Below are 26,255 nucleotides of genomic sequence, written 5' to 3'. Positions count from 1 at the left end.
CTCATCGGTCCTGCTCGGGTGGGGTGGCGGGACCACCCTCGGGTGGGGTGGCGGGAGCACCTTCGGGTGGGGTGGCGGGACGACCCTCGGGTGGGGTGGCGGGACGACCCTCGGGTGCGGTGGCGGGACGACCCTCGGGTGCGGTGGCGTGCCGACCCGCCGCAGCGGCCTGGCGATCGAACGGCGGCAACGCGCCGCTGAACGCGAGGTGGCACGCCGCCCGTTGTGCCGCGGTGTCGATTCCCGCATCGCGCTCGGAGGGCCCGGCGAGCGGCGGCCGTTCGGCGTGGCAGCGGTCGAAGACGTGCGGACAGCGCGACGCGTAGGCGCAACCCACCGGCAGCTCGGTCGGCGACGGGGGGTCGTCGGCCGCGAGCGGTGCTGCGGGGAGCCCACCGCCGATGGTCGGGATGGCTTGGAGCAGCGCGCGGGTGTACGGGTGTTGCGGGTCGGTGAAGAGGCGCTCGGTGGGGCCCTCCTCGACGACCTCGCCCAGGTGCATGACCAGCACCCGGTCGCAGACGTGGCGCACCACGGCGAGGTCGTGGCTGATGAGCACGAGCGCCAGATCGTAGGCGTCGCGCAGGTCGGCGAGGAGGTTGAGGATCTGCGCGCGCACCGACACGTCCAGCGCGCTGACCGGCTCGTCGGCGACCAGCACCCGCGGGCGGGGCGCGAGCGCCCGCGCGATCGCGATGCGCTGCCGCTGGCCACCGCTGAACTCGTGGGGGTAGCGGGACGCCGCCTCGGGGCCGAGCCGCACCGCGTCGAGCAGCTCGGCCAGGCGCGCATCGTGGTCCGTCTCGATCCGAAGGGCACGCAGCGGCTCCCGGACGATGTCCGCGACGGTGAGCCGCGGGTCGAGCGAGCCCATCGGATCCTGGAACACAATCTGCACGTCGCGACGCAGCCCGGCCAGGTCGCGTTCGGCCGCTCGGGCGAGGTCCTGGCCGCCGTAGGTGACCCGACCCTCGTCGGGCCGCTCGAGGCCGAGCAGGATGCGCGCGAGTGTGGACTTGCCCGACCCCGACTCGCCGACCACCCCCACCCGGTCCCCTGGTGGCACGGCGAGATCGACACCGCGCAGGGCGGTGAGGTGTCGGCGCGGACCGAACAGCGACGTCCGGGCGAGCCGGTAGTGCCGCGCCACGCCCTCGGCGGCCACGATCGAGGTTGCGGGGGCGGCGTTCACGGGCGGGCCCCACTGCCGGCGAGCCTGTTCATCGCACGACCTCCTCGGCCACCGGCCCGCCGAGCGGATGCCAACAGGCAGCCGCCCGGTCCCGGTCCCAGGTCAGGGCCGGCTCGCGCGCGCAGGTTCCGTCGGCGCGCTCGCAGCGGTCGCGGAAGACGCAACCGCTCGGGAACGCGCCGAGGGCCGGCACGGTCCCCGGGATGGCCCGCAGTCGCGCCCCGGCGGCCTCGTCGAGGTCGGGCAGGGCGTCGAGGAGCCCGGCCGTGTACGGATGGCGAGGACGGGCGAAGACCGCGTCGGTCGGCCCCCGCTCGACGATCCGGCCCCCGTACATCACCAGGACCTCGTCGCAAGTGGACGAGACGACCGGCAGGTCGTGCGTGATGAGCAGGAACGCGGCCTGCTCCACCGTGACGGCGTCGAGCAGGCGCAGGATCTCGGCCTGGACGGTCACGTCGAGGGCCGTGGTCGGCTCGTCCGCGATCACGAGCTCGGGCGAGCAGGCGATCGCGATGGCGAGCACGACCCGCTGGCGCTGTCCCCCCGACAACTGGTGCGGGTACGAGCGCAGCTTGTCCTCGGGGTCGGGCATCTGCACTCGCCGCAGCAGCTCCCCCGCGGCCGCGCGGCCCTCCCGGCGGGACGCGCCCCGATGGATGCGCAGCGTCTCGGCGATCTGCTCCCCGATCCGCATGACCGGGTTGAGGGCGGTGAGCGGCTCCTGGAACACCATGCCCATTACCTCGCCGCGCAGCTTCGCGCGGTCGTGCTCGGACAGGTGCAGGATCTCGTCGCCGCGGTACCGCACCGATCCGGTGGCGGTCACCCCGTCGGGCAGCAGCCCCATGATCGCGAGAGCCGTCAGCGTCTTCCCCGAGCCGGACTCCCCGATCAGCCCGAGTCGGCGCCCGGGCTCGATCGAGAAGCTCACCTCGTCGACGGCCCGCACACCGCCGGCGCGGACCGACAGGTCGCTCACCTCGATCACTCGCACCCCCCGGGGTCGCTCGGAACGTGTGGGTCGTTCATGCGCCTCCCCCACCGGCTTGCACGCTGCGCCGGTCACCCAACCGCGGGTCGAGGCGGTCGCGCAAGCCGTCCCCGAGCAGGTTGAACCCCAGGACGGCGACGGCGATCGCCACGCCCGGCAGGATCGCGAGCTGCGGGGCGATCTGCAGGTAGGTCTGGGACTCGCGGAGCATCCGGCCCCACGACGGCGTCCCGGGCGGGCTGCCGATGCCCAGGTACGACAATCCGGCCTCAGCGACGATCGCGAGGGCGAACATGACCGTGGTCTGCACGATCAGCACCGAGGAGATGTTCGGCAGCGCGTGGCGGACGAACACGAACCAGCGGGGCCGCCCGTAGGCGCGCGCCGCCAGCGCGTACTCGCGTCCCATCACCGTGAGGGCGGAGCCGCGCACCACGCGCGCGACCACGGGCGTGTAGGCAATGCCGATCGCCGCCATCGCCGCGGCCGTCGAGGGGCCGAACACGGCTGCGAGGACGAGGGCCATGAGCACCGGCGGCAGGGCGTACATGACGTCCGCGGTGCGCATCAGCGTCTCGTCCGTGGTGGTCCCGCCCACGACCGCGAAGCCGCCCATCGGGATGCCGGCCGCGATCGCGATGCCCACCGCGAGGATCCCCACGAAGAGCGTCGTGCGGGCGCCCACCATCATCATGCTGAGCAGGTCGCGGCCGAACTGGTCGGTGCCGAGCGGGTGGGACGCGCTCGGGCCCGCGAACGGGTTGCCGGTGGCCACGGCGGAGGGATCGTGCGGGGTCCACACGAACGACACCACCGCGGTCACGACGACCACGCCCACCAGTGACGCACCCACGACGAGGTTGGCGCCCGGCCGACCGCCGCTCACGAGGCGCTCCGCAGTCGCGGGTCGATGACGCGGTAGGCCACGTCGACGACGAGGTTGATGAACAGGATCGCGAACGTCAGCACCATGACCGTTCCCTGAACGAGCAACAGGTCGCGCTCGCTGGCGGCCTGCAGGACCATCCGCCCCAGGCCGGGCAGGAAGAAGACGTTTTCGATCACGATCGTCCCCGCGAACAGGAACGCGAACTGCAGCCCGAGGATCGTCACCACGGGGATCGCGGCGTTGCGCAGGCCGTGCCGGAACAGCGCCTTGCCGCGCGTCAGGCCCTTCGCTCGGGCGGTGCGCACGAAGTCCTCGCGCATCACCTCGAGGATCGACGATCGGATGTAACGGGTCAGGATGGCGGCCTGCACGATCGCGAGCGAGAGCGCCGGCAGGACCATCGATCGGGCCCAGGCCACAGGGTCCTCGGTCACCGGGGTGAACCCTCCCGACGGGAGCCACCCGAGGCGGACGGCGAAGACGGTGACCAGCAGGATCCCGGCCCAGAACGCCGGGATCGCGATCCCGATCTGGCTGGCGCCGGAGATCAGCACGTCCCCGGCACCACGATGGCGGGCAGCGGCCGTGATGCCGAGCGGCACCGCGAGGACCAGGGCGAGGACCATCCCGAGGGCGGCGAGCGGGATCGTGACCTGCAGCCGCTGGGCGATCATCGGGCCGATCGCCGCGCCCGACAGGTAGCTCTCACCGAAGTCGCCCTGCGCCACGCCCGTCGCCCAGTCCGCGTAGCGGACCGGCCACGGGCGGTCGAGCCCCAGCTCGGCCCGCAACGTCTCGAGCCGCTCGGGGGTCGCCTGCTGCCCGAGGATGATCTGGGCGGGATCGCCGGGCAACAGGCTGAGCAGGGCGAAGATGACGATCGAGGCGCCGACGAGGCTGACCGCGAACACCCCGAGGCGTCGCACCACGAAGAACAGCACCCGCGCGAGCCTCCGAGACGAACCACGACTGACGTCGTGTGCACCGTACGCACACCCCGGGTCGCTGACAAGCTCGGCTCGGCCACACGGCGGCGACGGCTCCCGGCAGGCGAGCGTCTACCATCCGCCCGCGACCGCGGCCGTGCAGACCGCGGTGTGCCAACTGCCCGACCCGCCCGCGACGAACGGCCTGCCGTGCTCATCCAGATCTACTCGCTGACCGACCCGGACGACGTGCGCCGCTGCGTCGATCTGGGCGTGGATCGTGTCGGGCTGGCGCCGGCCGGCCAGAGCGTGCCGGCCGAGGTGCCGTGGGAGCAGGCCCGCGAACTGCTCGGACTGCTCGGGGACGGCGTTGCCGGCTGTGCCCTCTCGGTCCGCACCGACCCGGACGAGGTGGCGGCGATGGCCTCGGCCCTGCGCCCCGACGTGGTGCACCTCTGCCCGCCCGCCGGGACGCTCGATCCCGCCACCCAGCGCGCCGTCCGCGAGCGCCTGCCCCGCGACACCGAACTGATGAGCGCGGTCGCGGTCGGGGACGCTTCGAGCCGCGCGGACGCGCTCGCGGCGGCCGAGGCCTCGGCCGGCGTCAGCGACACCCTGATCCTGGACAGCGTCGCGCCGGGGATCCCCGGGGTCGGGGCCGCGGGGATCGTGCACGACTGGCACGTGAGCGCCGAGATCGTCGCCGCGGTCGGCGACCGGGTGCCGGTGATCCTGGCGGGCGGCCTGGGCCCGGCCAACGTCGCCGAGGCCATCGACGTCGTCCGCCCGCACGGCGTCGACTCGTACACCCACACCAGCCACGACGAGCGCCGCAAGGACCCCGACGCCCTCGCGGCGTTCGTCCGCGCCTCCCGGGAGGCCACCTCGGGAGTGTCGAGCGGTGGTTGACCTCCTCGCCGTCGGCAACGCGCTCGTGGACCGGGTGCACCGCGTGACGATACTGCCGCCCCCGGACGGGGGCGCGGCCATCCTCGAACGGTCCCGCGCGCCCGGAGGCGTCGAGGCCAACGTCGCGGCCGCGGCGGCTGCCCTCGGCCTCGACGCCGCGATGGTGGCCCACGTGGGGCGCGACGCAGACGGCGAGGAGGTGCTCGCGGACCTGCGCGAGCGCGGCATCGACACGGACGGGGTCCGGGTCGGCGAGCCCGGGGACACGGCGAACTCGCTGGTCTTCGTCGACCCCGAGGGGCGTCGCATCATCTTCACCGGTGGCCGCGGAGCCGGAGCGCTCGAGCTCGCCGACGCGGACCTCGTCCGTCTGTCGGGGGCTCGGGTCTGTGCGACCTCCGCCTACGTGCCCGCGGCGCTGCTGCGGGGCCTCGCCGACGCGTGTGCCCGGACCGACACCCTGCTCAGCGTGGACCTGCCGGGCACGTTCGACGATCTCGCACCGCGCGGCATCACGCGAGAACTCGTCGCGGCGCTCCTGCCGCGGATCTCGCTGCTCGTGCTCGGACGGGCGCCGCTGGCCGACCTGACCGGCACCGAGGACGTCGACGAGGGACTCGACCGACTGCGCCGCCACACCGACACCCGCGTCGCGGTGACCGCTGGTGCGGAAGGCCTGCACGTGGACGGCGACGGCGAGCGGGTCCACGCGCCGGCCTGCCCCGTCGAGGTGGTGGACACGAGCGGCGCGGGGGACGTCACCCACGCTGCGCTCATCGCCGCCTGGCTGCTGGACGGTGCGCCCCCGGAGCAGGCCGCCGTTGCCGGGGCCGCCGCCGGGGGGCACGCGACCTTGGCCGCGGGTGCGCGCGGCGCCCTCCCGGGTCGTCGGGTGCTGGCGGGCGCGGCCGCGCAGCGCCCGACAGGAGCGGAGCCCCCGGGTCCGCGCACCGACCCGGCGGACCCCGGCAGGCACTGATCCCCCGACGAGGTGCATCACCTACGCTGCCGACCGGCAACCGTCCCGATCAGCCGAGGGGGAACGCGGTGACGACGAGGATCACAGCCGACCTGACCGGCGGCACCTGCGTGCGGATCACGAACGGCAACCACGTCTGGACGGCCGACGAGCCCACCGACGCGGGCGGGGAGGACACCGGCCCCAACCCCTACGAGCTGTTGCTCGGCGCGCTCGCTGCGTGCACCTGCATCACGGTCGCGCTGTACTGCCGGCACAAGGGGTGGCCGTTGGACAACGTGAGCGTCGAGTACACCCACGACCGGGCGCACGCGGACGACTGCGAGGCCTGCGAGGACGAGGCCCGCGGCTATCTCGATCGGGTCCGCGGCCGCGTCTTCATCGACGGCAACTTCGACGATGAGCAGCGTGAGCGGCTGCAGGAGATCGCCGTGAAGTGCCCTGTGCACAAGACCCTCGACCGCGGGATCACCTTCGATGGCGAGGAGGTCCACGTCGGCTGACCACGGCGCGCTCACCCGCGCCCGACGGGCTCCACCGTTCGGCGCCCTGAACTGGATGGACGATCGGAGGTGTCCCGACTGCCCGGCCGGACGAGCATCGGGGAACGGGTGCCCGGGCATCACCCTTCGCATGACCAACGAGGCCGAGACCCAGGACACCCGACCCCGCGGGTGTGGGCGCGAGCCCGAGGCTCATGAGCGGGGCGACCGGATCGCCGGGCGCACCCACATCGGGCACGTCCGCCCGAACAACGAGGACGGGTTCGTCTGCGGTTCCTCGGTCGTGGCCGTCGCCGACGGGGTCGGGGGCCACGTGGCGGGTGACGTGGCGTCCGGCCTCGCGCTCCAACCGCTCGCCGCGCTGGAGCAGCGCTTGGCCCGCGGCGACTGGCCCGAGGATCCGCATCGAGCGCTCGTCGAGGCCGCCGAGGAGGCGAACCGCCGCGTCTCGGACGAAGCACTCCGGAACCCGAGCTACCTCGGGATGGGGACGACGCTCACCGCGGGGCTGCTCGCCGACGGCAGGCTGTACCTCGCGCACGTCGGCGACAGCCGGGCCTACCGGTGGCGTGCCGCGGACGGGCTGCGACAACTGACAACCGACCACACGGTGGTCGGCGAGGCGGTCGCCGCCGGCCACATGTCCGCGAACGAGGCCGACACGCATCCCGAGCGCAGCATCCTCACACGCGTCGTGGGGACCGAGTCGGAGATCGAGGTCGACAAGCCGGACCCGGCCGACCTCTCCCCGGGCGACCGGGTGCTCCTGTGCTCCGACGGGCTCATCGAGGCGATCAACGAAGCGGGGATCGCGCGGTGTCTCGAAGCCGATCAGCCGGCCGACGGGCTCGCCGAGGCGTTGATCGACGCCGCGCTCGCAGGGGAGGCTCCGGACAACGTAACGGTCGTGGTCGCTGCCGTCTGAGCCACGCAGGGCCCCGGTCACCTCGCCTGGAGCCCCGGGGCAGCCCGGGTGTGGACAGGTCCGCTGCCCACAGCCACCCTTCCGGTCCACACCCCGAGGCATCCCCGCCTGGAGCCCCGGTCACCCCGTCTGGAGCCCGGGGCAGCCCGGGTGTGGACAGGTCCGCTGCCCACAGCCACCCTTCCGGTCCACACCCCGAGGCATCCTCGGCTGCCGTGTGCGGCCACCGCATGCAACGGCGCGGCGGTGTGGACTCCATCGGTGCGAACCGATGCCCGTCTCGTCCACACCTCTGCCGACGTGCCAACCTCACCCCACTCTCGACGGCATGCCCCACCCCCTCGTGGGCGGCTGGAAGAGGACCGGAGCATGGACACCGAAGCACACAACAGCCCCGCTCGGCGCCTGCGCGGACGGCTCACGAGCGGCGTGACCGTCTGGACATCCGGTCATGGCCGCAGCGCGGAGGGGTTGAGCATCGGGTCGGTCATCATCGCGGAGGGCGAGCCCGCCCACGTGCTGGGGCTCCTCGGTGACTTGGCGGACCTCCTGGACCGGATCCGCGAGACCGAGCGCTTCGTCGTCCACGTGCTGGGCGAGCAGCACCGCTCCCTCGCCGAGCGCTTCGCCGGGCAGGTGCCCGTCCCCGGTGGACCGTTCCAGGACCTCGACACCGCCGACTCCGAGCACGGCCCGGTCGTAACGGACGTCGGGACCCGAGCGGCGTGCCGCCTCGTCGACGTCAGCGAGCGCGGCTACGGACTCCTGGTGGACGGGACCATCGAGGAACTCGTGCTCGACGACCTGGAGGCGCCGCTGGTCCACTTCCGCGGACAGTACCGGAAGCTGGCCGCGCCCCACCGCTCGTGGAGCGCCCGGGCCCCGGACACGGCCTTGCCGGACGGCTGAACTCCCGCACCCGGCTCGCTCCCGTCGAACGCGCCCATCGGAAGCAGAGCCGCGCCGAGTCCGGAGCCGCCCGAGGTCACCGGTAGGCGAGGCGGCGCAGCAGCGCGTCCGCCGGTCCGGGACGGCCGGCGCGTTCCAGCACGGCGGCGGTGGCGACACCCCCCGACCACGCCGCCACCGCCACCAGGGCGGCCCCCGCGCTGTGCACGTGGGCACCCACCCCGAGGAACGTCTGCGACAGGAGCACGACGAGCAGCGCCGACTGCAGCAGGTAGCAGGTCAGCGACCGTCGACCGGTCGCGGTCAGCAGCCAGAGCGCCCCGCTCCGTCGCCCCTGCCAGCGGTCCCCGGCGAGCCCGAACAACGCGGCATAGCCGAGCCCGCCGGCGAGGCCGGTGAGCGTGTGCAGGCTGATCAACGGCGCGAGCGGCACGCCGTCGACGACCCCGACGACGCCGACGAGCGCGAGTGGGAACCCACCGACGACCGACACCGGGATCCCCACGACCGCCATCCGCAGGAGGAGGCCACGGTGCCGCCCGGGCTCCTCGAGCAGGCGCTGCCGTCCGGCCCAGGCACCGACCAGCATCGCCAGCGGTACCGGCAACATCACCACGTTGCCGAAGACGGCGCCGAACCAGGCGACCACCCGCACCACGAGGTCGTTGATCGAGTAGCCGAGCAGGCCGAACTCGAAGGCGCCGAGGTCCTCCATCGACCCGATCGTGGCGTCGGCCAGCACGACGATCACGGTGTAGAACAGCGCGAGGGCGACGATCCCGTTGCGGACCGCGTGCTGCGACCGGAACAGGAGCCAGCCGATCAGCAGCGCCGCCAACCCGTACGCGCCCAGGATCTCGACCGGGGTGACGAGGAGGGCGTGCACGAGGCCGAACAGGATCAGCCACCAGCCCCGGCGCCGCAGCAGCCGGCGAATCCCGCCCTCGGGCGTGCCGACCGCGCGCTGCCGGTCCACCACCCGGGCCAGGCCGTAGCCGAACAGGGCCGCGAACAGTGGGTAGGCCCGACTGTCGATCAGCAGGACGCTCACGGTGCGGTAGGCCTCGTCGATCACCCCTCCACCCTCGGGGTGGGTCGACACGCCCGGCTCTGGTCCGACGAGCCAGAGCGGCGCGTGGGCGAGCACGATGAGCAACAGCATCCCGCCGCGCGCGAGGTCGGGGGCGAGCGCCCGCTCGTGGGGCCGTGTCCAGGACTGCCCGACTGATCGGGCACCCCGCGCACCCGTCGGTTCCGTCGCCATGTGATCCACTCCGATCGCTGCCTGCCGTCCACGGTTCGCCGCTGCGATGCGGCGTCGGGACCGTGCCCCCTCGGCCGGCGCGGGTCATGTGCCACAGGTCACGTTCTCGACCCGTGACTCCCGGCACAGGCGCGCGGGCGACACGACGCAGTACCTTGCCCGCATGTCGGAGCAGTCCCTGGATCGATGGACCGCGATCGGCTCGATCGTCATCTGCGCGAGCGTGGCCGCGCCCATGCTCGTCTGGGGGTTCGCGGCGGGGACGCAACCCACCGTCGGCCCTGTCTGGCTGTGGTGGACGGTGTACGGAACGTTCGTGCTCGCACTCGCGGCCTTGATGCTGCCGGGACCCGGGCAACGTCCCCGGGGGCGGAACCTCGCGGTGGGAGTACTCGTCACGAGCGCCGTACTGGCGGTGCTACTACTTGACTCGGGTCAAGGCTGGACGCCGATCCTCATGGTGTTCTCCGCGGCAATGGCCGCATCGACCTGGTCCCGGCCGGCAGCGATCGCGGTGGTCGTCGTGCAGTCGCTCGCCCTGCTCGCCGGCGCCACGTTGGTCGCGGACGTCCATGGCATCGAAGTGGCGATATACGTCGGCTTCTACGGGGTGATGCAGGCGTTCGTCGTCGTGGCCCAGTGGCTCGAGGCGCGCCAGTCGGCCACGCGGGCGGAGCTGGCCGCCACCAACGTGGAGCTCCAGGCCACCCAGGCCCTGCTCGAGGAATCGGTGCGCGGCGCCGAACGGGTGCGCATCGCCAGGGACCTCCACGACGCCGTGGGTCATCAGCTGACCGCGCTCTCCCTCGAGCTCGAGGTGGCCAGCCACCGCGCTCAGCCGCCCGCCAGCGAGCACGTCACCCGCGCACGCCGACTTGCCACAGACTTGCTGACCGAGGTGCGCGACACGGTCGGTCAGCTGCGCTCGCAGCCGGTGGAGTTGGAGGCGGCACTCGCGGCACTGTGCACCGACGTGCAGCGGCCGCGGATCCACCTCCAGGTCGATGAGGCGATCGAGGTGGACGAGGCGCGGCTGTCGGCCCTGATGCGGGCGGCCCAGGAGATCGTCACCAACGCCATCCGCCACAGCGAGGCCGAGAACGTGTGGCTCCGGGTGTCCCGCCACGAGGACGCGATCGTACTCATCGGCGAGGACGACGGCGGCGGCGGCGCCGACGACATCTCGTTCGGCCACGGACTCACCGGCCTCACCGAGCGCGTCCACGAGCTCGGAGGCCGGGTCTCGGTGGAACCCGGGAAGGGGTTCCGGGTGACCGCCCAGGTACCGCTCCCCGACCCGACCGTCAGCGCGACCGAGGTCCCCGCCCCGTGATCCGCGTGTGCCTGGTCGACGATCAGACGCTGGTGCGAGCCGGGCTGCGGCAACTCCTGGAGCTGACCAGCGATGTCGTGGTCAGCTGCGAGGCCGGTGACGGTGACGAGGCCCTCGCCGCGGTCGAGGCCGACCCTCCGGACGTCCTGTTGCTCGACCTGCGCATGCCGGTACGGGACGGGATCAGCGTGCTGCGCACCATGCGCGAGCGTGGCGACGAGATCCCGACACTCGTACTGACCACCTTCGATGACGACGAACTGGTCCTCGGCGCGCTGCGCGCCGGCGCCCACGGCTACCTGCTCAAGGACGTCACCCTCGAGGGGCTCGTCGGGGCGATCCGCACGATCGCGGCCGGCGGCACGATGTGGCAGCCGGCGATCACCGAGCGGCTCGTGCGCGCCGCCGGCGAGCTCCCCGCAAGGAACGCCCTCGACCAGGAACCCGATCCCCAGCCACTCACCGGACGAGAGCTCGAGATCCTGCGGCTGCTGGCCGGCGGCTACGCCAACCGGGAGATCGCCACAGCCCTGCACCTCGCCCCCGGCACCGTCAAAAACCACGTGTCGAGCATCCTGCTCAAGCTCGGGGTGCGCGACCGGACGCAGGCCATCCTGCGGGCGCTGCACACGGGCCTGCTGACCGATCGCGATCGGGCCGGGTGACGACTGACGAGCCTGGCGAACCGGGGCGACGAATCCCTCAGCCTGCGCCGTGACGGTGCACCGGCGCGTCGTCGGGTGGCAGCGGCGTGTCGCCGCGGATCAGGTCGGCGGCCTTCTCCGCGATCATCATGGTCGGCGCGTAGATGTTGGCGTTGGTGATGCGCGGCATCACCGAGGCGTCGACGACGCGCAGCCCCTCGGTGCCGTGCACCCGCATCGAGTCGGGATCGACGACCGCCATCTCGTCCCGACCCATGCGGGCCGTGCACGAGGGGTGGTAGGCGGTCTCGCCGTCGTTCGCCACCCAGTCGAGGATCTCCTCGTCCGAGTCCACGCCGGGGCCCGGCGATATCTCGCCGGCGTTGAACGGCTCCATCGCCGGCTGGCCGAGGATGTCGCGCGCGGCCCGGACGCACTCGACCCACTCGCGGCGGTCCCGCTCGGTCGAGAGGTAGTTGAAGCGCAGCGCCGGCTTGTCCCGCGGATCGCGTGACCTCGCCTTCACGGTGCCGCGGACGTCCGAGAACATCGGCCCGATGTGGACCTGATAGCCGTGCCCCTCGGTCGGGGACGTGCCGTCGTAGCGGATGGCCAGCGGCAGGAAGTGGAACATGCAGTTCGGGTGCGTCACCTCGTCGTTGGTGCGCACGAACCCGCCGGCCTCGAAGTGGTTCGTCGCACCGGGCCCGGTCCGGCCGAACAGCCACTGGGCGCCGACCCAGGGGCGCCGCCACCAGGCGAGGTTCGGCGCCAGCGACACCGGCTGCTTCGACGAGTACTGGACGTAGACCTCGAGGTGGTCCTGCAGGTTCTCCCCGACTCCGGGCAGGTGCTGGACGGGCTCGACACCGAGCGCACGCACCTCGTCGGCATCGCCGATCCCGGACACCTGGAGGAGCTGCGGGGTGTTCACGGCCCCGCCGGCGAGGATGACCTCGTCGGCGAGCACGCGCTTCATCCTGCCGCGGTGGATGTAGTCGACGCCGCGGGCGCGGTTGCCGTCCCAGACGATCCGGGCCGCCATCGCTCGGGTGCGCACCTGCAGGTTCGGGCGGTCCATGACCGGGTGCAGGTAGGCACGGGCGGCGCTCAGGCGGCGTCCCCGGTACACGTTGCGGTCGAAGCGGGAGAAGCCCTCCTGCTGGTACCCGTTCACGTCGTCGGTCAACGGATACCCCGCCTGCGCCGCGGCATCGAGGAAGGCGCCGAACAAGGGGTTGTCGGCCTCCCCGCGCTCGACCTTCAACGGTCCGTCGCCGCCGCGCCACCGGTCCTCGCCGGCCAGGCACGTCTCCATGCGCTTGAAGTACGGCAGGCAGTGGGCGTAGTCCCACGATTCCAGGCCGAAGTCCCGGGCCCAAAGGTCGAAGTCCATCGCGTTGCCGCGCTGGAAGATCATCCCGTTGATGCTGGACGAGCCCCCGAGCACCTTTCCCCGCCCGTGGAAGACGCGCCGCCCGTGCATGCGCGGCTCGGGTTCGGACTCGTAGTTCCAGTCGTAGAAGCGGCTGCCGATCGGGAACGGCAGCGCCGCCGGCATGTGGATGAAGACGTCCCACTTGTAGTCGGGGCGGCCCGCCTCGAGGACGAGCACGTCGGTGGCGGGGTCGGCGCTCAGGCGGTTGGCCAAGGCGCTCCCGGCGGAGCCACCGCCGACGATCACGACGTCGTGGATGCTCTCGGTCATGGTCTCTGTCCGTCTCGCTGGTGGTCGTCCGGCCGCGTCCCATCCCCCCGGGACGCACGTGGGATCCCAGCCTCACCCCGCAACGAGCGCACAGCAAACCGGGCCGGGCCCGTCCTGCGACGACGGCCCGGCCCGGTCGGGCGCCCGGGACCGCGCTAGAAGTACCTCGTGGGCTGGCCCTGCATGGTCAGCCACTGGATCTCGGTGAACGCCTCGAGGTTGCTGGTGCCGCCGAGGCGTGAGCCGTTGCCGGAGTCGGCCACGCCGCCGAACGGCGCGACGGCCTCGTCACCGACGGTCTGCTCGTTGATGTGCACGATGCCGCTGGGCACACGGTCGGCGATCTCCACCCCCCGCATCACGTCGCCGGTCATGATGCCCAGGGAGAGGCCGTGGTCGCTGTCGGCGGCCATGGCCACGGCCTGCTCGACGTCGGAGAACGACCGCACCGGTGCCACGGGGCCGAACACCTCGTTGCGGTAGGCGGGGCTGTCGGGTTGCAGGTCCGAGAGCACGGTGGGCTGGTAGAAGAGATCCTCGTACGTGCCGCCGGTCACCAACTTCGCGCCGCCGTCGACGCTCTGGCTCACCAGGGAGTGGACCCGGTCACGCTGGCCCTCGTCGATCAGCGGCCCGACCACGACCTGATCGGTGGCCGGATTCCCGACCGGCAGACCTTCGGCCTTCTCGCGCAAGGCGTCGAGGTAGTCGCCGGCGATGCGCTCGTGCACCAGGTGCCGGCCGGTGGTCATGCAGATCTGCCCCTGATGCATGAACGAGGCGAACGCGCCGGCGGACACGGCTGCGTCCAGGTCGGCGTCGTCGAGGATCACGAGCGCCGAGTTGCCGCCGAGCTCCAGATGTGTGCGCTTGAGATGGCGCGCCGCGGCCTCGCCCACCTTGCGACCGCCCTCGGTCGAGCCGGTGAACGAGATCACCGGCACCTGTGGGTCGGCCACCAGCGCCTCGCCGGCGTCGGCGCCGCCGGGCAGGACGTGCAGCACCCCCTCGGGCAGCCCGGCCTCCTCGAAGGCACGCGCCAGCAGCACGCCACCGGTCACCGGCGTCCGGGGATCCGGCTTGAGCACGACCGAGTTGCCCAGCGCCAACGCCGGCGCGACCGACCGCGTCGAGAGGATGAGGGGGAAGTTGAACGGGCTGATCACCCCCACGACGCCCACGGGACGCCGGCGGGCGAAGCTCATCCACGGCTTGGCGGTCTGCAGGATCTCGCCCTGCGGCTGGCGCGCCAACGCCGCCGCCTCGAAGCACTCCTCGGCGGCCACGTGCGTCTCCAGCCCGGCCTTACCCCCGATCGCGCCCGTCTCGCGCATGATCCAGGGGTGGATCTCATCGGTGTGCTCTTCGAGCAACTCGCCCGCGTGGCGCAGGATTGCCGAGCGTTCCTCGAAGCTCTTGGCCGCCCACTCCCGCTGGGCCTGCGCCGCACGCGCGGCCGCGTTGGTGACGTCCTCCGGCCCGGCCACCCCGGACCGACCCAATGACCCGCCCGTCGCGGGCTCGATGATGTCCATCGCGCCCCCGCTCGGACGCGTCCATCCGTCGCTGTAGACCTTGCCGTCCCACTCCTGCTCGGCGATGAAGCCCATCGCGGCCTCCTCTCGTCCCGGCATGCGGGCTGTCCGATGGTGGGGTGCCACCATTGCCCACGCTGGACGTTCCAGTGCCGTACGCATCGCGCATATACGTGCGCGAGCCACGGCACAACCTACCCGCCCGAACCGGCCCGCTTGCATCCGATTGCGGTCGGAATCGGGTCGGGTTCGTCGATGGCGGCACGGTACGCTCGGGAGGGCCGAGTTGAACGGGGACGCCGTGAGCGAGTCGATCGCTGCGCATGGCCGCAGGTGACCGTCCCCGTCGACCGGCGCGCTGGGCCGCACATGGGTCCCAGCAGCCGCCTGCTGCGGCGCTGACCGATCTCGTCGAGCTGCTCGAGGCCTGCCCCGCGTTCCACGGGCTGGCCCGCGGTGACCTCGAGCCCCTCGCGCGCGACGCCGAGCTCACCTACCTCGCCGAGGGGGCCCGGACACCCGTCCGTGACGCCCGACCGCTGGTGGTCTGGCGCGGTGCGCTCCTCGTCCAGGACGCCGAGGATCGCACCATCGACCTCGTCGGCGAGGTCGAGTTCCACGCACCCGCTGCCGACACCACGATCGTGACGCAGCGCGCGGCGCTCCTCGTGATGTTGCCGGAACGAGCGATCGACCTCGCCTGGTCCGGCCGCCCGGAGCGCCTCGGCGCGACCGACTCCTCGGATCCCGCCGAGCGCATCGACCTTCAGACCGCCGCGACACGGTCGATGATGAGCACACCCCTGCTCACCGCCGCACCGGACGAGGCCTGCCGGGTGGCCGCACGCCGCATGCGCGCACACGGCGTGTCCTGCCTGGTCGTGTTCCGCGGCGACCGGGTCGGCATCCTCACCGATCGCGACCTGCGCAACCGGCTCGTCGCCGAGGGCGCGAGCCCCGACGAGCCCGTCGAGGCGTTCGCGACCTTCCCCGTCCGGACCATCGCGGCGGACGTCCCGGCCGCCGAGGCCCTCATCGACATGCTCGCCGCCGGCATCCATCACATGCCGGTCCGCGAGGGCGAGCGGCTCGTCGGCATGGTGACCTCCAGCGACCTCCTGCAGCTCGGCACCCGGAGCCCGCTGTTCCTGCGCAAGGCCCTCGACCGCGCCGCCGACGTCCCGGCGGTCGCCTCGGCGCTGGAGGACCTCCCGCGGACGGTGCGCGCGCTGCTCGACGCGGGGACCTCCCCCACCGACACCGCGAGGGTCGTGTCGACGGTGACCGACCGGGTGATCTCCCGCCTGCTCCGCCTCGCGGAGGACGAGGTCGGGTCGATGCCCACGGCGTTCGGATGGCTCGCGTTCGGCAGCCAGGCACGGCGGGAGTCGACGTTGTCGAGCGATCAGGACAGCGGACTGCTCCTGCCGGACGAGCTCACACCGACCGATGAGGAGGCGTTCGCCCGACTGGGGACCTGGATGACCGCGGCGCTCGAGCGCTGCGGATACCCGCGGTGCCCGGGTGGGGTCATGGCCTCCGAGCCCGGCTGGCGGCGGAGTCGCGGTGCCTGGGAGGAGCGCTTCCGCGATTGGATCCGCACCCCCACCGGCGACAGCCTGCTCGGCACCGAAATCGGCTTCGACCTGCGCACGGTGGCGGGCGAGCTCGACGCGACCACGTTGCTCGCCCCCACGATCGCCGAAGCCGCCGGGAACCAGCGCTTCCTGGGGCAACTGGCGCGCGAGGCGACGCGTTATCGGCCACCGCTGGGGTTCACCGGGCGCCTCACGGTCGAGCGCTCGGGCGATCATGCGGGAACGCTCGACCTCAAGGCCGGTGCGATGCTGCCGATCGCCGACATCGCACGGGTGCACGCGCTCGCGGGAGCGAGTCGGGTCCTCGACACCCCCAGTCGCCTTCGGGCAGCGTCCGAGGATCGCCGCATCTCCGGTGACCTGGCGTCGACGCTGCGCGGGGGCTACGACATCGCGCTCGGCCTCCGCCTGCGGGGCCACCTCGAGCAGCACGCGGCCGGACAGCCACTCACGAACCGCATCGATCCCGGCGATCTGTCGCCCCTGGTGCGCAGCGATCTCAAGGAGACGTTCCAGGCCGTGCGCTTGGCCCAGGAGGTCCTCGCGAGCACCTACCACACGGGGATGCTGGGGTGAGCCGACGTGGACGGCGACGGGCGCACCGCCCGAGGCGAGCACCACCGTGACCGTGTGGCAGGACGCCGGGTTCCTGGTGGTGGACTTCGAGACCACCGACGCGAATCCCCGCCAGGCACGGCCGTTGTCGGCCGGATGGGTCGCGATCGTGAACGGCCGCATTCGGGTGGCCGACGGGGGTTACACGCTCATCGCGAGCGACGGGGAAGTGCCGGTCGCCTCCATGCCGTTCCACCGGCTGTTGCCCGAGGACGTGGCCGCCGGCACGACGCCGGCCGACGTGGGCTCGATCCTCACGGCGGTGCTCGACGGCCGGACCCTCGTCGCCCACGGCGCCTGGCTGGAGCTCGCGATGCTGCGCCGCCTCGGCGTCCGGTGGCCGAGGAACGAGACGGTCGACACGATGCAACTGGCCCGCGAGGTCGAGGGTGAGCACGGCCACCGGGACCTCACCCTCACCGCACTGGCGAGGCGCTACGAACTGCCCGTTCCCCGCGCCCATCACGCGTTCGGTGACGCGCTCGCCACCGCGCAGCTCCTCCTCGCGCTGGTCGCGCGACTCGGGGCCCGACGGTCGCCGACGGTCGACGATCTCCGCCGGCTGGCCCGTCCGCGCTGACTCGCGCACGGCCGCACCGGGTCCGGCGAGGCCTCGGGCGGTCAGTGGGTCGAGCGGCTCGCCATCTCCGGGCCGTTGGACCCGGCGCGCCCCCCCGACAGCGGCTGAGATGGAACTCTGGAGCATCGGGGAGGTCTAGCAGTGATGAACACAGAGCCGATCCGCGACCGGGAGGCCCCTGGCGCGTCCGAGCCGGACGGGCGTTCACCCCGCGGCCCGTGGTGCCCGTTCAACCTGTCGGTGGCACCGATCGCCCGGTTCCTCAACTGCGAGCTCGACGACCCGGTCTACGACGGCCTGGAGCTCCAGCACCTCGACGACACGATCCACGGCACGGGCATGCTCGTGTTCCTGTCGCGCCGCGCCGACGGCCGCTGCGACTACTACCACGAGCCCGGCCTCACGCTCGATCCGGCCAGCTTCACCGTGGGTGCGGGCATGGGTGAGTGGACCGCGACGACCTTCGAGCGTGCGGGACTCGACGTCGCCGAGAACGGCGTCGCCGCAAACGTGCGGTTCAGCGACGTGGCGGGCCGATCGATCGAGGTCGTCGTCGATGACCGGAACGGGCGTCGGCGACGCGGGGCGAACCTGCTCGCGCCCGTGAGCGCGGCGATCGAGAACCCGCACGCGCTGTTGCTGGTCTACCTCCACGGGTTCGAGCTCGTGCGCGACACCTCGCCGCCTCCGGTGGTGCGCATCGGCAGCCGCGAGGCCGCGACGGGTCGTCTGCCGGCGGCCCGTCTCCACGGGCGGCGGCTCATCAAGTACGCCGCGCCGTTGTCCGCGGTCGAGGTCAATGCGAGCGGCCCGGGCCCGCTGGGGGTGATCGACCCGGCTGCACCCGGGCCGGTCGAGCTCGCTGACGACGGTCGCAGCATCGCCGCGCTCGCCGTCCGGCACGACGAGCATCGGACCCGCCTCGACCTCTCCCCCGCCTTCCCCAACCTCGCCGCCCTCGAGGAGCGCGCGGCTCGTCACGGCGACTGGACGGTCACGATCGACGGCGACCCGATCACCGGGGGCACGTGGTCGGCCCACCGCCGCGAGCGGGAGGTTGACCTGGCCCTCGAGGTCACCCGACGATGGCGCCCGGGTCGTCTGCCGTTGCTGATGCGGACGGTCACGACCGTGGTCCCCACGTTCCGCCGGTGGCCGACGACCTACCGGTGGGAGGCGACCGTCACGCTGGCCGACCCACCCCGCCTCCGGGGAGGCTGGCAGCGCACGGGCACCGACCGCGGACAGGCCTATCGGCGCGCCACCGCGTCCTGAGGACCCGCTCCCGCCCCAGGGCCCGTTCCCACCGCGGCTCCCGAATCCGACCACCCGAGTGCGGCGGCGGCCGCCTCCACCAGCCCGTCGGGTTCGCGGCGGGCCCAGGCGACGTGGCCGTCCGGCCGAACGAGGATCCAGCCGCGGGAGGCCCCGAGCAGCCTCGTGAGCACTCCCGTCGACTCCTCGTACCCGCTGGGCCCGACCGCGACGACGGCGTCCACTGGGGCGTGCTCGGCGAGCAGCGCGAGGTGCGCGCTGCCGGTGTCGCCCACGGCGATCAGGGCGGCGCCCAGCGGCAGGCGGTCGTGCAGGCGGACGAGTTCACCGTCGGTGCTCCGCAGCCACGGGTTCGGCAGGCGGCGACCCGCCGCGCGCTCGGCACCGTCGAGCAACGGGGAGGCGGGATAGTGAAGGTCGAGCATGGCGGTGCGTCGCAGCGCCCGCCGCGCCGATCCGGACACGCCGAGCATCGCACCCGCCGCCGCGAACCCCGCGGCCCGGGCGGGCGCCGGGGTCTGCAGCATCGCTCGCGTCACGAAGTCGGTGTACCGGGAGACGCTGCCGACGACCACCGCGCGACGCTCGACGTCGTAGCTGTCCAGCAGTCGGTGGGCATCGCCGCCCCGCAAGGCACCGGCGAGTTTCCAGGCGAGGTTGCCCGCGTCCTGGATGCCGGCGTTCATGCCCTGCCCGCCGGCGGGGCTGTGGACGTGCGCGGCGTCGCCCGCGAGCAGCACGCGACCGACCCGGAACCGACGGGCGGACCGGCGCTGGATCTGGAACCGATTGGCCCAGTCCACCCGCACCTGGCCGGTGCCGAGGGTCTCGGCGACGCAGGCCGCGACCTCGTCGTCACGCACGTGCCGCGCCTCGTCGGAGTCGCCGAGCGGCACGGCCCCCGGGTGGAGGCGGATCAGCCGCCACCGGCCGGGTCGCAGCCGCAGCGCAGCGGTGAGTCCACCGGCGCTGTTGCGCACCCGCGGCCACGCGGAATCGTCGCGAGCGTCGTCGAGGGCGACGTCGGCCAGCATCGCGCCCAGCGAGTAGGTGAACCCGTCGAACGGCAGACCGACGGCCTCGCGCACGAAGCTGCCGATGCCGTCACAGCCGACGACGTACTCCGCGTCCAGCGTCGAGGTTCCCGACGCGTCGCGCAGCGTCAGCCGCACGCCGTCGGCCTGATGGTCGAGCCCCACGGCCTCCGTGCCGAATCGGACCTCGCTCGCCCCGCTCTGCTGGACGAGTTCCAGGAGCCCGCGCTCGACCTCGGACTGCTCGAGCACGAGCAGGCCGGGCCGATCGGCCTCGTCGTCGAGCCGACCGAAGTCCGCCGTCAGCAACGCGCGGTCGGATCCGGCGGCGTGCAGCGTGAGGTGCCGCAGCAGCACGCCCGCCTCGACGAGCGGCTCCGCCGCGCCCCACCGGGCGAGCACCTCGCGCGTGCGGACGTGGATGCCCGGCGCCTTGGCGTGCGGACTCGTCGTGTCGTTGCGCTCGACGACGGTGCTCGCGATCCCGTGGCGGGCCAGCCCCAGTGCGAGCGCCAACCCGACCGGGCCGGCGCCCACGATGGCGACCGGAGTACGTGGGGTGTCGCTGGCTGCGGACATAGCCGGGAGCGTAGCGCCCGGCTCCGGGCCGGTCCCGCCGGTGTGGACTCCGGGTTCGACCTGAACCGGGACGGAGAGACCGGCACGCCCGACGACGCCTGGGGCTTCGGGTTCTACGAGGGCCAATACGGCATGCTCGTGCTCTCGAAGTACCCGATCGTCGAGGAGGAGATCCGCACGTTCCAGGACTTCCGGTGGGCCGACATGCCCGGCGCGATGCTGCCGAGCGATCCGGAGACCGACGAGGAGGGCGACTGGTACTCCGACGAGATCCTCGAGGAGTTCCCGCTGTCATCGAAGTCGCACTGGAACGTGCCCGTCGAGGTCGGCAACCACGTGGTCCACACCCTCAACGCGCACCCCACACCGCCGGCCTTCGACGGCGAGGAGCAGCGAAACGTGCTGCGCAACCACGACGAGATCCGCCTGTGGGCCGACTACGTGCATCCCGCCCGTGGGGACTACCTCTACGATGACGACGGCGAGCAGGGCGGTCTGCACCCGGGAGCGTCGTTCGTGGTCCTCGGCGACTACAACGCCGACCCCTGCGTGGGCGACTCGGTCGAGGGCGCCATCAACCAGCTGCTCGACCACCCGAAGGTGAACGACCGTGACGCGCCGTCGAGCGAAGGGGCCGTGGAGCGCCACGCCGAAGCCGATGACCCTTCGGTCGAGCGGTGTCCGCCGGAACCGGAACACCACACCGCCGACTTCGGTTGGACCGCTCGCGTGGACTACGCGCTGCCCAGCAACAACCTGCAGATCCGGGACTCCAACGTGTTCTGGCCCACCAGCGATCACGAGTACGCCGAGATCGCCGCGTCGTCGGACCACCACCTCGTCTCGGTCGACGTGCGGGTACCCACGCGCGGCGCGCGGTAGCCGATTCGGCACCTGGCGCACCCAGTCGGGCGGCCGTCCCGGGACGGCCGCCCGAGCCCCGTGCACGGACCCGTGCCCGCCCGACGTCCCTGCACGGGACGGGTCCACGCCGGCACCCGGCCGGCCTCACCGGCCGGCGCCGGGATTCATCCCGCGCCGAGCCGGGCAGGCTCCCCAGGGTCGTCTCCAGACTCCGCGGTCGGCCGCAGTCCTCGCGAGTGCTCGTCGGGCGCGCCGTGTCGAGGGTTCGGGCTGCGTGCCGAGGTCGCGGCACCGCCTTCATCGAGCGGCCGGCCCGGGCCGGGGAGCAAAGGCATCCACATGGAGTTCATGGGTTTCTGCGAGACTTGTGCGCAATGGTTCCGTTGTGGGAGCGTCCAGACCGTGGACCCGCGTCTGGCCTGCCCGACGTGCAACGCGCTGCCGCGACGCTTGGCCCACTCGAACGGCCACCACGTGGCCAAGGAGGCCGGGCAATCGGACGAGCCCGCCCGCGCCGCGGCCCAACGGTGAGCCACCGCAGGAGCCGCCGGCCGTAAATCCCTCAGCCCTCGACGGCCCCGACGAGGTCCATCAGCGCTCGGTCGTAGCCACGTGGGTCACTCCCACGCCCTGCCGAACAGCGGGTCCGCGGGGTGCTCGTCACGCGAGAGCTTGAGCGTGGAGAAGACATCGGCGGATTCGGCGTCCTCGTCCTCGGGCTCCACGGCCTCCTCGAGCTCGCCGGGCACGCTCGCCTTGGCGCCGACGAGCGCGACCTCGGCCCCCGGGTGGTCCAGGAACTCGGGCGGTTCCACGCCGATCCACTGGCGATCCCCGAACCGCTCGCGCAGGTGCGCGGGATAGTCGGCGCGATCCTCGGGCTCGAGGCCCTGGCCCTGCGGCGCATCCGCGTCGGGATGGCGCACCTGGAACACCAGTCGGGCTTGTTGAGTGATGTTGAGCGCCTTCTGGACCGCACCGCGCTGGGCGGGCAGCTCAAGGTCGTACAGCAGTCGCACCTCGTCGCGGTATCGGGCGATCGCGTACACGCCCTCACCGGCCGGGCGATACGCGGGGCGGGTGCGCTCGCCCTGCGTCTCGGTCTCGTACGTCTCGGACGAGAGCATCCGCCGCAGTTGGTCGCGGCTGGAGCCGACCGAGTCGACGAACGCCCAGGTGCGGTGCGACCCGGAGGCCTCAGGATCGGGCAGCTGCTTCTCCCCGAGGATGATCTGACGCCAGCCACCACCGCGAGGTCGGAGAACGACGGCGACCTGTTGGACGTCGCGGAGGCTGTCGGGATCGTCCTCATCGACCCTCGGCCGGTACAGGAACGCGATGTCACCGGTCTCGAACACCTCGGCCATGTCGGCCCTCCAGGGAAGTCGTCCGCGAAACCACCTGCCGCAGCAGCCACGGCCGCCCGGTGGCGATGCGCGAGCGGTTACTCGTCGTTCTCGTCGCCCTTGAAGGTCTCCTTGACCTTGTCCGCGGCCTTGTCGACCTTCTCCTTGGCGGTGCCCGCGGCCTGGTCGGTCTTGCCTTCGCGACGCAGTTCCTCGTCGTCGGTCACCTCGCCAGCGGCCTCCTTGGCCTTGCCCTTCACCTTGTCCGTGCGACCCTTCTCGTCTGCCATCATCGATCCCTTTCCCTCGGGGGAGCCCACGGTGCCCGCTTCCGGGCGCAAGAAACGTGCCCGGCGGGACGTGCCCGGCGGGGCGTTCTCGTCGTTAGACGGCTCGACCCTTGAGGTGCGCGGACCTCCCACTGGCCTCCGTACCAGCTCGCTCACGGAGATACTCGACCACCTCGGCGACGATCGCCGCGACCGGAACGGCCAGGAACGCGCCGAGGATGCCGAGCAGAAGAGCACCGGCGGTGATGGACAGCAGGACCATCAAGGGGTGCAAACGGATCGCCCTGCCGAGGATGAACGGCTCGAGGACGTTGCTCTCGAGTTGCTGCACGACGAGCACGAGACCCAGGACGATCAGCCCGACCACGAGGCCTTGATCGGCGAGCGCGACGAGCATGGCGAGCGCCCCGGTCACCACCGCTCCGACGACGGGGAACAGACCGCCGAAGAAGATCAGCACGGCAAGGGGGACGGCGAGTGGAATCCCCAAGATGAGCAATCCGATGCCGATGACGAGCGCATCGACGAGCGCCACGAGCAGCTGGCCGCGAAAGTACGCGCCGAGGGTTTGCCACGAGCGGTCCGCGAGAGTGCGGGCATGGGGTCGGGCGTGCTCGGGCAGCAGCGAGAGCACGCCATCGGACAAGCGCCGCCCGTCCTTGAGGTAGAAGAACATCACCACGAACAGCAACAGGACTCCGGCGAACGTTTCGAAGGCCACCATCGCCGCGTCCATCGCCTCAGCGGCGAGCTCCCCAGCTTCCGGTGCGGCCTCCTGGGCTCGCTCCAGCAGTTCGTCGAGCCCGCCGATCTGGACACCGCGCTCGGCCAAGGCCTCCTGGAGATCGCCGATACCCTCGCCCGCAGCCTCCAACAGGTCGGGGGCCTGGTTGGCCACCACCGGGACGAGCCCGCCGATGATCCCGGCGAGCAGCAGGATGCCGGCCACGATCGTGCCGAGCGAGGCCACGGCGGACGGCACCCCGCGCCGCTTCAGCCAAGTGGCCAGCGGGCTCAGCAGCGTGGCGGGGAACAACGCCAGCACCAGTGGCACCACGACCAGATCGATCAGCGACACGAGGTAGCCCAACACCGCGACCGCTGCGAGCAGGCCGAGGAACGCCCACGCCGTCCGACCGGCCCGCCAGAACCTGTGCGCCACGGAATCGCCGCCCTCGTCGCGAGCGGCCGGTGCGTCGGATGCAGCCATGCCGTGAAGACCCCCTGCGGTTCGGACGAAGATCGGCGCGCCTGTGCCGCGCCGGGTGCGACTACGCATCCCCGCGAACCCCGAGCACCCCCGGGACGAACGCGAGGCGACCCCGATACCCCCTCAGCCGAGGCGCAACCTCCTCGGTGGCGTCCGGCGTCGAAGTCTCTCCGCGCTCACGAGCGGATCGGGCCGAGCCCGTGGGTTCTGCGCGAGCGGCTGGGGCACACTGCGCCGGATGCCGTGCCCGTCAGGGGGGAGGAGCCGCACCCATGACGCGAGCGACCACTCGGACCAGCGTCACCAACCTGCTCGTCATCGGTACCGGCGCAGCCGGCCTCCGAGCCGCGATCGCGGGCCATGACGCCGGTGTGGAGGTGACCGTCGTCGGCAAGCGCCCACGCAAGGACGCGCACACCGTGCTCGCCGCCGGGGGGATCAACGCCGTCCTCGGGACGCGAGATCCCGACGATTCGTGGCAGCAGCACGCCGCCGACACCCTGGCGGAGGGCTACTTCCTCCCCGATCCCACGTTCGCGGAGCTGCTCGCGCGGGACGCCCCGGCGGCCATCGCCGAGCTCGACGAGTGGGGCTGCGACTTCGCGCGCACGGACGAGGGCGCGATCGACCAGCGCTACTTCGGCGCGCACACCTACCGGCGGACCTGCTACGCGGGGGACTACACCGGGCGCGCGATCCTCGACACCCTGGCCGATCGGGTCACCGAGCTCGGGATCGACGTGATCGAGGACTGCTACGTCAGCGACCTGCTCGTCGACGAGGGGCGCTGCTTCGGCGCGCTGGCCTTCGACCAGCACACCGGCGACCGGACCGTGGTGCTCGCCGACGCCGTGGTGCTCGCCGCCGGTGGACACACACGCCTGTGGCGGCAGAGCTCGTCCCGGCGGGACGAGAACACCGGTGACGCGATGGCGCTCGCGCTGCGGGCGGGAGCGACGCTCGCCGACATGGAGCTCGTGCAGTTCCACCCGACCGGCATGGTCCACCCGGAGGACTGGGCCGGCGTGCTCGTCACCGAGGCGGTGCGCGGCGAGGGCGGGGTGCTGCGCAACGCCGAGGGCGAACGCTTCATGGAGCGCTACGACGCCGAACGCCTCGAGCTGTCGAGCCGCGACCGCGTGGCCCTCGCGAACTACAGCGAGCTGCGGGCCGGGCGCGGCGGCCCCCACGGCGGGGTGTTCCTCGACGTCACCCACCTCGACCGTGACCAACTGCTCGAGAAGCTGCCGCGCATGTACCGACAGTTCCTGGACTCGCAGCTGATCGACATCGCGAGCGAGACCATGGAGGTCGCACCCACGGCCCACTACTCGATGGGCGGCGTCGTCGTGGAGCCGGCCACCGGAGCGACCGAGGTACGAGGCTTGTACGCCGCGGGCGAGGCGACCGCCGGCCTGCACGGCGCGAACCGGCTCGGCGGGAACTCGCTCGCCGAGACGGTCGTGTTCGGTCGGCGCGCGGGTGAGGCGGCGTCGGCGTTCAGCCTCGACCAGGACGTGCAACTGCGGAGCCGCCACCGCATCGCCGCCGCGCACGCCCGGCTCGACAGCTTCGTCCACGAGGGCCGGGAGTTCGCGCGACCGCTACAGCGGGCGGTCCGCGACGAGTTGTGGCGCACCGCCGGGGTGGTCCGGGACGAGGAGACGATCGACGAGGGCCTCGCCACCCTCGGCGGGATCCGCGAGGCCGCCACCGGCATCGACGTGCGACCGAGCTCCGAGGGGTGGACCGATCTCGCCCACGCGCTCGACCTCGACGGCAGCCTGCTGGCCGCCGAGGCAACGCTTCTCGGCGCACGGGAACGCCGGGAGAGCCGTGGCGCGCACACACGCAGCGACCATCCCGACCTCGATCCGAACCTCGGTGTGCGGATCACCGCTCGGCTCGACGAGGACGGGTCGCTCGTCACCGGACGTGCCACCGTCCCGTCGGTGCCCGAGCACCTGCGCGAGCTGGCGCAGCAGGCCGCCGAGCTCGAGGCCGGCGGCGAGCGGCTCCTCGAGTAGCGGGCCATACGGCCGACCCTCGCCCCCGGCCGACCTCGGTCGCACCGATCGGGCACGACCCTCATGGAACGGTGCCGCACGAACGGACGTCGAAGACCATGAGCACCCACCGTTCCGGGAGGACGCC

General features: G+C 72.5%; 24 protein-coding genes. 13 read left to right on the top strand and 11 right to left on the bottom strand.

All coding sequences use genetic code 11. The annotated features are described in order from the left end of the window. Nucleotide 1 precedes the first annotated feature (1 nt). From ER308_RS18275 to ER308_RS18260, 4 genes are read right to left on the bottom strand one after another with little or no spacing between them, the layout of a single operon-like run. Nucleotides 2-1,192: an ABC transporter ATP-binding protein gene (locus ER308_RS18275; protein WP_205745717.1), complete on the bottom strand. Its 1,191-nt coding sequence runs from the start codon at nucleotides 1,190-1,192 to the stop codon at nucleotides 2-4. Nucleotides 1,193-1,220: 28 nt separating this feature from the next. Further along, a complete protein-coding gene (locus ER308_RS18270; RefSeq protein WP_131156316.1) occupies nucleotides 1,221-2,183 on the bottom strand; it encodes an ABC transporter ATP-binding protein in 963 nt (320 codons plus the stop codon). Nucleotides 2,184-2,220: 37 nt separating this feature from the next. Further along, nucleotides 2,221-3,072 carry an ABC transporter permease gene (locus tag ER308_RS18265; protein ID WP_131156315.1) on the bottom strand — a complete coding sequence of 284 codons (852 nt, stop codon included), beginning with the start codon at nucleotides 3,070-3,072 and terminating at the stop codon, nucleotides 2,221-2,223. Next, nucleotides 3,069-4,016: an ABC transporter permease gene (locus tag ER308_RS18260; protein WP_131156314.1), complete on the bottom strand. Its 948-nt coding sequence runs from the start codon at nucleotides 4,014-4,016 to the stop codon at nucleotides 3,069-3,071. Before ER308_RS18260 ends, ER308_RS18265 begins: the two co-directional genes overlap by 4 nt. Nucleotides 4,017-4,211: 195 nt before the next feature. On the opposite strand from ER308_RS18260, the gene ER308_RS18255 reads away from it, so the two are divergent. From ER308_RS18255 to ER308_RS18235, 5 genes are all read left to right on the top strand, one after another. Then, a complete protein-coding gene (locus ER308_RS18255; RefSeq protein WP_165492238.1) occupies nucleotides 4,212-4,910 on the top strand; it encodes a phosphoribosylanthranilate isomerase in 699 nt (232 codons plus the stop codon). Further along, nucleotides 4,903-5,889 (top strand): carbohydrate kinase family protein, encoded by a 987-nt coding sequence (locus ER308_RS18250; RefSeq protein WP_131156313.1) that lies wholly within the window; start codon nucleotides 4,903-4,905, stop codon nucleotides 5,887-5,889. The genes ER308_RS18255 and ER308_RS18250 overlap by 8 nt, the downstream gene beginning before the upstream one ends. Nucleotides 5,890-5,957: 68 nt before the next feature. Beyond that, nucleotides 5,958-6,392, top strand: coding sequence for an OsmC family protein (locus ER308_RS21830; RefSeq protein ID WP_165492237.1), 435 nt, complete (start codon nucleotides 5,958-5,960; stop codon nucleotides 6,390-6,392). A gap of 130 nt (nucleotides 6,393-6,522) precedes the next feature. Further along, entirely contained in the window at nucleotides 6,523-7,317 is a 795-nt protein-coding gene (locus tag ER308_RS18240) for a PP2C family protein-serine/threonine phosphatase (protein ID WP_165492236.1), read from the top strand. A 369-nt stretch (nucleotides 7,318-7,686) separates the two neighbouring features. Further along, complete coding sequence (locus ER308_RS18235) at nucleotides 7,687-8,226, top strand: flavin reductase family protein (protein WP_131156311.1); 540 nt, start codon at nucleotides 7,687-7,689, stop codon at nucleotides 8,224-8,226. A 76-nt stretch (nucleotides 8,227-8,302) separates the two neighbouring features. Here ER308_RS18235 and ER308_RS18230 read toward each other — a convergent pair whose 3' ends face one another. Then, nucleotides 8,303-9,490, bottom strand: coding sequence for a DUF418 domain-containing protein (locus tag ER308_RS18230; RefSeq protein WP_131156310.1), 1,188 nt, complete (start codon nucleotides 9,488-9,490; stop codon nucleotides 8,303-8,305). Between the two features lie 163 nt (nucleotides 9,491-9,653). Between ER308_RS18230 and ER308_RS18225 the strand changes: the two genes are divergently transcribed. Together ER308_RS18225 and ER308_RS18220 are read left to right on the top strand one after the other, a co-directional pair. Beyond that, nucleotides 9,654-10,823, top strand: coding sequence for a sensor histidine kinase (locus ER308_RS18225; protein ID WP_165492235.1), 1,170 nt, complete (start codon nucleotides 9,654-9,656; stop codon nucleotides 10,821-10,823). Continuing rightward, a complete protein-coding gene (locus tag ER308_RS18220; RefSeq protein WP_131156308.1) occupies nucleotides 10,820-11,488 on the top strand; it encodes a response regulator in 669 nt (222 codons plus the stop codon). The genes ER308_RS18225 and ER308_RS18220 overlap by 4 nt, the downstream gene beginning before the upstream one ends. 37 nt (nucleotides 11,489-11,525) lie before the next feature. Here ER308_RS18220 and betA read toward each other — a convergent pair whose 3' ends face one another. Together betA and ER308_RS18210 are read right to left on the bottom strand one after the other, a co-directional pair. After that, on the bottom strand, nucleotides 11,526-13,175 hold the full coding sequence (gene betA / locus ER308_RS18215) for a choline dehydrogenase (RefSeq protein WP_131156307.1): 1,650 nt from the start codon (nucleotides 13,173-13,175) through the stop codon (nucleotides 11,526-11,528). A 155-nt stretch (nucleotides 13,176-13,330) separates the two neighbouring features. Further along, nucleotides 13,331-14,785, bottom strand: a complete 1,455-nt coding sequence (locus ER308_RS18210) for a benzaldehyde dehydrogenase (protein ID WP_131156306.1) — start codon at nucleotides 14,783-14,785, stop codon at nucleotides 13,331-13,333. A 248-nt stretch (nucleotides 14,786-15,033) separates the two neighbouring features. Here ER308_RS18210 and ER308_RS18205 point away from each other — a divergent pair, with 248 nt between their 5' ends. The 3 genes from ER308_RS18205 to ER308_RS18195 all read left to right on the top strand — a co-directional run bounded on the left by ER308_RS18205 (nucleotide 15,034) and on the right by ER308_RS18195 (nucleotide 18,778). Continuing rightward, the gene (locus ER308_RS18205; RefSeq protein WP_131156305.1) at nucleotides 15,034-16,884 is read left to right on the top strand and encodes a DUF294 nucleotidyltransferase-like domain-containing protein; all 1,851 of its coding nucleotides are present in this window, start codon (nucleotides 15,034-15,036) and stop codon (nucleotides 16,882-16,884) included. Nucleotides 16,885-16,930: 46 nt separating this feature from the next. Then, nucleotides 16,931-17,503, top strand: coding sequence for a 3'-5' exonuclease (locus ER308_RS18200; RefSeq protein WP_165492234.1), 573 nt, complete (start codon nucleotides 16,931-16,933; stop codon nucleotides 17,501-17,503). A gap of 144 nt (nucleotides 17,504-17,647) precedes the next feature. Beyond that, a complete protein-coding gene (locus tag ER308_RS18195; protein WP_131156303.1) occupies nucleotides 17,648-18,778 on the top strand; it encodes a hypothetical protein in 1,131 nt (376 codons plus the stop codon). Here the strand turns inward: ER308_RS18195 and ER308_RS18190 are convergent. Next, a complete protein-coding gene (locus ER308_RS18190) occupies nucleotides 18,754-20,391 on the bottom strand; it encodes an FAD-dependent monooxygenase (protein ID WP_131156302.1) in 1,638 nt (545 codons plus the stop codon). The two genes, ER308_RS18195 and ER308_RS18190, sit on opposite strands and share 25 nt — an antisense overlap. 42 nt (nucleotides 20,392-20,433) lie before the next feature. Between ER308_RS18190 and ER308_RS18185 the strand changes: the two genes are divergently transcribed. Continuing rightward, the gene (locus ER308_RS18185; RefSeq protein ID WP_205745716.1) at nucleotides 20,434-21,273 is read left to right on the top strand and encodes an endonuclease/exonuclease/phosphatase family protein; all 840 of its coding nucleotides are present in this window, start codon (nucleotides 20,434-20,436) and stop codon (nucleotides 21,271-21,273) included. 321 nt (nucleotides 21,274-21,594) lie between these two features. Beyond that, on the top strand, nucleotides 21,595-21,786 hold the full coding sequence (locus ER308_RS18180) for a hypothetical protein (protein ID WP_131156300.1): 192 nt from the start codon (nucleotides 21,595-21,597) through the stop codon (nucleotides 21,784-21,786). Between the two features lie 86 nt (nucleotides 21,787-21,872). Here ER308_RS18180 and ER308_RS21825 read toward each other — a convergent pair whose 3' ends face one another. From ER308_RS21825 to ER308_RS18165, 3 genes are all read right to left on the bottom strand, one after another. Then, nucleotides 21,873-22,622, bottom strand: a complete 750-nt coding sequence (locus ER308_RS21825; RefSeq protein WP_165492231.1) for a hypothetical protein — start codon at nucleotides 22,620-22,622, stop codon at nucleotides 21,873-21,875. Between the two features lie 77 nt (nucleotides 22,623-22,699). Beyond that, nucleotides 22,700-22,891 (bottom strand): CsbD family protein, encoded by a 192-nt coding sequence (locus tag ER308_RS18170; protein WP_131156299.1) that lies wholly within the window; start codon nucleotides 22,889-22,891, stop codon nucleotides 22,700-22,702. A 94-nt stretch (nucleotides 22,892-22,985) separates the two neighbouring features. Then, complete coding sequence (locus ER308_RS18165; protein ID WP_165492230.1) at nucleotides 22,986-24,101, bottom strand: AI-2E family transporter; 1,116 nt, start codon at nucleotides 24,099-24,101, stop codon at nucleotides 22,986-22,988. A gap of 272 nt (nucleotides 24,102-24,373) precedes the next feature. Here ER308_RS18165 and ER308_RS18160 point away from each other — a divergent pair, with 272 nt between their 5' ends. Continuing rightward, on the top strand, nucleotides 24,374-26,128 hold the full coding sequence (locus tag ER308_RS18160) for an L-aspartate oxidase (RefSeq protein ID WP_131156297.1): 1,755 nt from the start codon (nucleotides 24,374-24,376) through the stop codon (nucleotides 26,126-26,128). The last annotated feature ends 127 nt before the right edge of the window (nucleotides 26,129-26,255 follow it).

It is taken from the genome of Egibacter rhizosphaerae, from assembly GCF_004322855.1.
Lineage (GTDB): Bacteria > Actinomycetota > Nitriliruptoria > Euzebyales > Egibacteraceae > Egibacter > Egibacter rhizosphaerae.
This window is presented reverse-complemented; position numbering and strand designations above follow the sequence as displayed.

Excerpts from the sequence above, each read along its gene's own strand:
- ER308_RS18180 (WP_131156300.1), top strand. The coding sequence starts at position 21,595 with ATGGAGTTCATGGGTTTCTGCGAGACTTGTGCGCAATGGTTCCGTTGT.
- ER308_RS21825 (WP_165492231.1), bottom strand. The coding sequence starts at position 22,622 with ATGGCCGAGGTGTTCGAGACCGGTGACATCGCGTTCCTGTACCGGCCG.
- ER308_RS18210 (WP_131156306.1), bottom strand. The coding sequence starts at position 14,785 with ATGGGCTTCATCGCCGAGCAGGAGTGGGACGGCAAGGTCTACAGCGAC.
- ER308_RS18235 (WP_131156311.1), top strand. The coding sequence starts at position 7,687 with ATGGACACCGAAGCACACAACAGCCCCGCTCGGCGCCTGCGCGGACGG.
- ER308_RS18230 (WP_131156310.1), bottom strand. The coding sequence starts at position 9,490 with ATGGCGACGGAACCGACGGGTGCGCGGGGTGCCCGATCAGTCGGGCAG.
- ER308_RS18205 (WP_131156305.1), top strand. The coding sequence starts at position 15,034 with ATGGCCGCAGGTGACCGTCCCCGTCGACCGGCGCGCTGGGCCGCACAT.
- ER308_RS18240 (WP_165492236.1), top strand. The coding sequence starts at position 6,523 with ATGACCAACGAGGCCGAGACCCAGGACACCCGACCCCGCGGGTGTGGG.
- ER308_RS18170 (WP_131156299.1), bottom strand. The coding sequence starts at position 22,891 with ATGGCAGACGAGAAGGGTCGCACGGACAAGGTGAAGGGCAAGGCCAAG.
- ER308_RS18160 (WP_131156297.1), top strand. The coding sequence starts at position 24,374 with ATGACGCGAGCGACCACTCGGACCAGCGTCACCAACCTGCTCGTCATC.
- betA (WP_131156307.1), bottom strand. The coding sequence starts at position 13,175 with ATGACCGAGAGCATCCACGACGTCGTGATCGTCGGCGGTGGCTCCGCC.
- ER308_RS18195 (WP_131156303.1), top strand. The coding sequence starts at position 17,648 with ATGAACACAGAGCCGATCCGCGACCGGGAGGCCCCTGGCGCGTCCGAG.
- ER308_RS18225 (WP_165492235.1), top strand. The coding sequence starts at position 9,654 with ATGTCGGAGCAGTCCCTGGATCGATGGACCGCGATCGGCTCGATCGTC.
- ER308_RS18190 (WP_131156302.1), bottom strand. The coding sequence starts at position 20,391 with ATGTCCGCAGCCAGCGACACCCCACGTACTCCGGTCGCCATCGTGGGC.
- ER308_RS18165 (WP_165492230.1), bottom strand. The coding sequence starts at position 24,101 with ATGGCTGCATCCGACGCACCGGCCGCTCGCGACGAGGGCGGCGATTCC.